Annotated in this window: 5 protein-coding genes; 2 read left to right on the forward strand and 3 right to left on the reverse strand. The window is 58.1% G+C overall.

Annotation, left to right across the window (positions count from 1 at the left end):
- Positions 1 to 147: 147 nt before the first annotated feature.
- Together tsaE and VGK48_22220 are read left to right on the forward strand one after the other, a co-directional pair.
- The gene (gene tsaE / locus VGK48_22215) at positions 148 to 564 is read left to right on the forward strand and encodes a tRNA (adenosine(37)-N6)-threonylcarbamoyltransferase complex ATPase subunit type 1 TsaE (GenBank protein HEY2383900.1); all 417 of its coding nucleotides are present in this window, start codon (positions 148 to 150) and stop codon (positions 562 to 564) included.
- Between the two features lie 5 nt (positions 565 to 569).
- Positions 570 to 3,260 carry a pitrilysin family protein gene (locus tag VGK48_22220; GenBank protein HEY2383901.1) on the forward strand — a complete coding sequence of 897 codons (2,691 nt, stop codon included), beginning with the start codon at positions 570 to 572 and terminating at the stop codon, positions 3,258 to 3,260.
- 39 nt (positions 3,261 to 3,299) lie between these two features.
- Here the strand turns inward: VGK48_22220 and VGK48_22225 are convergent, their stop codons facing one another.
- Genes VGK48_22225 through VGK48_22235 form a run of 3 tightly spaced genes read right to left on the reverse strand, consistent with a single transcriptional unit; the run spans position 3,300 to position 5,934 of the window.
- Positions 3,300 to 4,385, reverse strand: a complete 1,086-nt coding sequence (locus tag VGK48_22225) for a hypothetical protein (GenBank protein HEY2383902.1) — start codon at positions 4,383 to 4,385, stop codon at positions 3,300 to 3,302.
- Positions 4,382 to 5,317: a HEAT repeat domain-containing protein gene (locus VGK48_22230; GenBank protein HEY2383903.1), complete on the reverse strand. Its 936-nt coding sequence runs from the start codon at positions 5,315 to 5,317 to the stop codon at positions 4,382 to 4,384. Before VGK48_22230 ends, VGK48_22225 begins: the two co-directional genes overlap by 4 nt.
- A complete protein-coding gene (locus tag VGK48_22235; protein ID HEY2383904.1) occupies positions 5,314 to 5,934 on the reverse strand; it encodes a sigma-70 family RNA polymerase sigma factor in 621 nt (206 codons plus the stop codon). Before VGK48_22235 ends, VGK48_22230 begins: the two co-directional genes overlap by 4 nt.
- Between the last annotated feature and the right edge of the window lie 66 nt (positions 5,935 to 6,000).

The following is a 6,000-nucleotide window of genomic DNA, read 5'->3' on the forward strand; positions in this document are numbered from 1 at the left end:
AGGTCCGCGTAGCGGCTCCTTTAAACAATAAGGAGCGCTTCGCGGTTCGTGGATAACCACCCCGCCCTCGCGTTCTAACGATTTGATCGCTCGGGCACCCCACCTTGAAAAGGAGGGGAATGGGACCGTCCCCTACTCAAAATACACATGATCTCCACCTCCGAATCCGAGACCTACGATGTCGCGAAACAGCTCGCCGCCCGGCTCCCAACCCCTGCGCACATCCTTCTCTATGGCGATCTCGGCGCCGGAAAAACGCTCTTTTCCAAAGGCCTCGCCGACGGCTTCGGCGTCCGCGACATCGACGACGTCTCCAGCCCGACCTTCACGCTCATCAACCAGTACGCCGGCCGGATGAAGGTCTACCACATCGATCTCTATCGCATCGACCCGGAAACACCCAACGGCCTCGACGGTCTCGGCCTCGAAGAGATCTTCGACGATCCCGCCGCCGCCGTCATCATCGAGTGGGCCGAACGCCTGGGATCCTTCGACACCACCGGCGCCGTCCGGGTATTTCTCTCATACGTCGATGACCACTCTCGTAAAATAGAAATAAAATAGAACGTATGTTGATCCTCTTAGCCTCTCTAATCTTTTTTCTGCAGGCGGCGCAAATCGTGGAACCATACACGTTTCGAGAAGACCAGGGACAGACCACCAAGGTCATCCTTAAAAATGGACTCACTGTCATCATTCGCGAACAGCAGGCCTTACCGCTGACCAGCATCACGACGTATGTCAAAGCGGGCTACTTCGACGAAGACGATCGCATCTCCGGCATCTCCCATGTGATCGAACACATGTTCTTCAAGGGCACCTCCACACGTCCCGTCGGCGCCATCGCCCGCGAGACGCAGGCTCTCGGCGGATACCTTAATGCGCACACCTACTACGACCGCACCGTGTATGAAACGGAAGGCCCCTCCGAGAATCTGAACAAGGCTCTCGAGATTCAGGCCGACGCGCTGTGGAATTCGACCTACGACGCGGGCGAGTTGAAAAAAGAAATTGAAGTCGTTCTTCAGGAGAACAATCGCAAGCTCGATAATCCTCCGGCTGTTGCTTCCGAAAAGCTGTACGCCACGGCTTTCGAGCAGCACCGCATGCGCCGCTGGCGGATCGGGACACCGGAAGGCCTGCGCGCGCTGACCCGCGATGACATCGTTGCCTATGTCAAGAAGTACTACCGGCCTTCGAACATCATTCTTTCGATCGCGGGCCAACTCGACATCGAGGAAACGATCAATGAAGTCGTGAAGCTCTACGGCGGCATTCCTGCGGACGATAACCCGGTTGAACACGACAGCGGTCCCGCCGAGCCCGAGCAGACTGCTGCCCGGTACATGTGGCAGCGCGGCCCCATCGAACAGGATCACGTGGCTCTCGGTTTCCATACGCCCGGCATCCTCTCCGACGATGCCCGCGCCCTCGAAGTGCTTGCGGCCATCATGGGCGAAGGCCGCGCGTCGGTTCTGAACCAGTTTGTCCGCGACGAACAGGGATTGATCACAAGCGGCTCGGCCGACGAACTCGCCTTCCCGGACCTGGGCTATTTTGAAGTCGACCTCGAGACTTCGAAGCCGCTGGATGCCCAGATCGCCGTCCTTGCCGAAATCGAGAACATCAAAAGGAACGGCGTCACCAACGAGCAGGTGGCGCGGGCAAAGGCGCTCATTGCGCAGAATCGCTATCACTCGCTGGAAACCGTCGACGGTATAGCTTTCGACCTTGCATATTACGAGGCGCTCGGCGACTGGAACAAGTCGCCCCGCTACCTGCCGTCAATCCAGAAGGTTTCCGCCGACGATGTCGCGCGCGTGGCGAAGAAATACCTCACGAACACGAACCTCTCGGCATTCGAATATCTCCCTGAGATGATGCCGCGCACCCTCGGTTTTAACGTCAACGACTACCGCGCAGCCGTGCTCGATAAAGTGGCGGCCGCCGTCGTGCCGCGCGACGTCCAGGAATTGCGCGTCGTTGCCGGGATTCCATCGCCCGACAACAGCGTGGTTCAGGACATGGTGAAGCCCATCACCAAGCGATCGATCCTGCGCGGCCCCGACGTCTACGTCGTGGAGGATCACCGGCTGCCGCTGGTTTCATTCGGATTGTTTTATCCCGGCGGCCGCCTCTACGAGTCGCCCCGGAATGCCGGCATTACGGAACTGATGCTGCGCTCTGCCATCCGCGGCACGAAGCGATTCAACTCCGAAGACATCGCGCGGCGTCTCGAAAATGCCGGCGCGCGTATCCAGGTGGTGAACGAGCCGGATTTCTTCGGCTACATCGTCGAAGGCCTCAGCGGAAAGATGGATCAGGCTCTCGATATCCTGATTCAGATCCTGCAGCAACCCGCCTTCGAGGACGACGACGTCCAGAAGGAAAAGGTCCTCCAGATCGCGCGCATCAGGAAACTTCGCGAGAATAATTTTTCGTATCCTGTGAGTCTGTTCTTCCAGACGCTGTTCGGCAGCGATCACGCCTACGGCCGGACCTCGATCGGCAGCGAAGCTACGGTGACGCCGCTGACCAAGGAAGATCTGCAGGCCTGGTTCAAGACGAATGAGCGGCAGCTGGTTCCAACGATCATCATCGACGGCGATACCAGCGGAACGGGGCTCGTCGCTCCACTTGCGGATGCCCTGACCAACGCTGATCTCCACGAAAGGGAAATCTCGTCGCTGCCCGCTCCCTCATTGAAGCCGGAATCAAAGGAGTTCGTCGAGACGGTTCCGCGGCAGCAGACCGCGATGGTCTACGGATTTCCCGGCGTGAGCCGCTCGGGCAAGGATCGCTACGCGATGGTCGTCCTGGAGAATATTGTTTCGGGGCTGGGCGGCCGCTTCTTCGATGTCATTCGAGACAAACAGGGGCTGGCGTATACCGTGAGGACCGAGAACGCGTTCTTCACCAAAGGCGGAGCAATCTATACATACGTTGCGTTTTCGCCGGAGAACGAGGCGAAGGTGAAGGATGCGCTCGACAAGGAGATGGACCGCCTGCGAAAAGATGGCGTCACCGCGGAAGAGTTGAATAAGTCGCAGGCGTACTCGATCGGGGAATTTGCCATCGGCATGCAGACACGGCGGGGAAGCGTGCTGGAGTACGCCAGATCGATCTACGGCGGAGAGCCGAACCCGAATTACGCCGCCGGAATCGAAAGCGTGACGGCGGATGACGTGAAGCGTGCCGCGCAGATGTATCTCGATCCGAAGCTGTTGAGGATTGCGGTTGTGCGAGGAAAACGGGATTAAGCCCATCGGATCAATGATGCAATGATCCAATGGTCTTAACTAATTCTTCCGGATCGTAAGCTTCCCCTTCATGGTGTGCAGGACAATCTTATTCCCGCCGCCGTTGAAGAGAGACTCGGAGTGGGTCGGTGCGTAGTATCGATTCTCGGGGATCAAGCTCTGTGGCGGCCGTTTCGGCGCTAAAGGAATATCCGACGTGATCGGCGGTGACTGGAACGACGGATTGTCAACGGTCAGATCCAGTGACGCCCGAAGCCGCGCCGGCAGATATACGGTCACATCCCCATTGCCCGCCTGAAGATTCATGTGCAGGTCGCTGTCGATGTTCTCCGGCAGCAGGCGCACCAGGATATTACCCCGGCCGGTGGACGCCTCCACCCATGAGCCCGCGCTGTCCAGCCGTATATCGCCCTCCTCGGTGTGTGCGTGAACTGGCCCATGCGACCGCCGTGTCGTGATCTGCCCACCGCCACTCTTCGCGGTGATGAACGCCACTTCGCCGACGGAGATGTCGCCGTTCGTGGTGTTCGCCTGCAGCTCCATCGCCTTGTTGATGATGATGGTTCTGCCCGCCTCGGCGTCGGCCCGCATGCCGAAGATGCTGCCGGTCGTGATCCGTCCCGAAGTGGTATGAAGCTCGGCGTTGCCGCCGATATCTCCTGCGACTTCGATCGTACCGGGCGTGCGCAACGTCGCATTCCCGCCGATACCGCCAGTGCGAATCGCACCGCCCTGGGTGGTGATCATCGCATTGCCGCGGATGCTGCCGGTCGTTACGGAACCGCCGCTGGTGTGAAGAGTGACATTGCCGTCCACGTCCGTCACCGTGATGTTTCCGCCGACCGTCGTCAGGTCCAGATCGATATGTTTCGGTGTGATGATGTGCCAGCTGCGCGCGCCGGCGCCCGAGTACTCGATGATTTTAGTTCCGCAGCTTTCGTGAAGTTTGGCTTCTTCGGCCTGGATATCGACCGAGGGTTCCTTGCCGGCGGTATCGACGCGAAGGTCGCCGGTTTCGGCTTTGACGATGAGAAGGGTCGTCTCACCGACGGGGCATTTGGCGTAACCGGGACCAACAAGGCCGCCGATTACGCCAACCACACCAAGGACGGTCCTCAAATTCATTTTGACGCGCTCACGAACTGCAACGCCTTGGTGCGAATGTACGGGTTGTCGTCTTCTTTCGTGGCTTCCTGAAGTTTCTCCGCAAAGTCGTGGTCCTTGCCATTCGCCGCAGTGAGCGCATCGATAGCCTGGACTCGAATGTTCGGGTTTTCGTCGTTCTGCAGCGCATGCATGAACGCCGCCCGCACATGCTGCTCGCTGGCGAATTTCTTCAACCCTTCGAGCGCCTGCGCGCGCACGCCGGCATCTTTGTCGTAGACCAGCGCCTGAATCAGCGCTTCCTCGATCGTCTCATCATTCGACTTGCGCGACAGAACCTCGACCGCCTTCGACCGCGACCCCGGATTGTCGGCATCGCGAAGCGCGTTCAGCAGAAGCTGCCGCACCGTGTCGTCGTCCATGCGGCCCTGGAAACGGACCGGCTGCGAGACCTGTCCCGCCAGTTCGACCTGTCCGGTCGACGGATCCGAATTCACGACTTGAAGATTGGAAATCGTTCCGTTTCTGGGTATGGCGGAGACGGAATTGATCTGTGCGTTGGATGCGATTGAGGAAGGAGGTGCGACCCGTTGGTTCCCGACATAGACGCCGAGCGCCAGTCCCATGGCCACCAGGGCCGCCGATTCCAGCAGCCGCATCGGCGTGAATACCACCGAAAACGCCGGCATACGCCACCAGGACCGCTTCTTCTCGATGCGGTCCAGTTCGTCCGCCAACCCTTTGCGTGATTCCATGAGCAGGTCGGACGGAACTTCCCAACCGGCCGAATCATCGGCAAACGTGGTATGAAAAGCCTTTTCGGATTTGTACGCATCCTGGCAGCCGGTACACGCACGCAGGTGCTCTTCCAGTTCCGGCCGCACTCCTTCCGGAAGCTCCTCGTACAGGAGCAGTGTGATTTGATGCTGATAATCTCTACAATTCTGGTTCATACGTTCGACAGGTACGCTCTGAGTTTTTGAGTGGCTCTGAAGAGATAGTTCTTTGCCGTCTCTTCTGTACTGCCCATGATTTCCCCGATCATCTTGAGCCGGAGCCCTTGATAGTGCCTTAATTCAAATACAAGACGCTCTTTTTCGGAAAGAGTTTTTAAGGCATCTTGAATCTTTGCTCCGACTTCTTTGCCGTATAGCCGGCGCTCGGGATTGCTGTAGTACGTCGTTGCTGCGAGGGTGTCTTTCAACGCCGGCCGGTCCGGATGCGATTCCGAATCCGACTCGTAGGAAATCTCCTCTTTAAGGGTTTGACGTTTGCGAAGGTGGTCCAGACTGACGTTGGTTGCGATTCGATAAATCCAGGTGTAAAAACTGGATTCGAATCTGAATCGGCTTAGCGACCGATAGGCTTTGAGGAAGGTCTCCTGGAAAACTTCTCGCGCCTCTTCGCGATTTCCCAGCATGTGGAACGCCAACCTGAGGATGTCCCGGTCATGCCTTCGGACCAGTTGCTCAAATGCTTCACGATCACCACTTTGAGCCTGCTCGATCAGCAGTTTCTCATCTTCCGATTCGTGTACTCGTTGTGCGGCCCGTTTCAATATAGCTTCCATGGTTACGGGGTGTTGGACGCCCGTAAATCCAAAAGGTGTGGTCGGCGGCCTTTAATTGGCGGCTTC

This window comes from Terriglobia bacterium (assembly GCA_036496425.1).
Classification (GTDB): domain Bacteria; phylum Acidobacteriota; class Terriglobia; order 20CM-2-55-15; family 20CM-2-55-15; genus 20CM-2-55-15.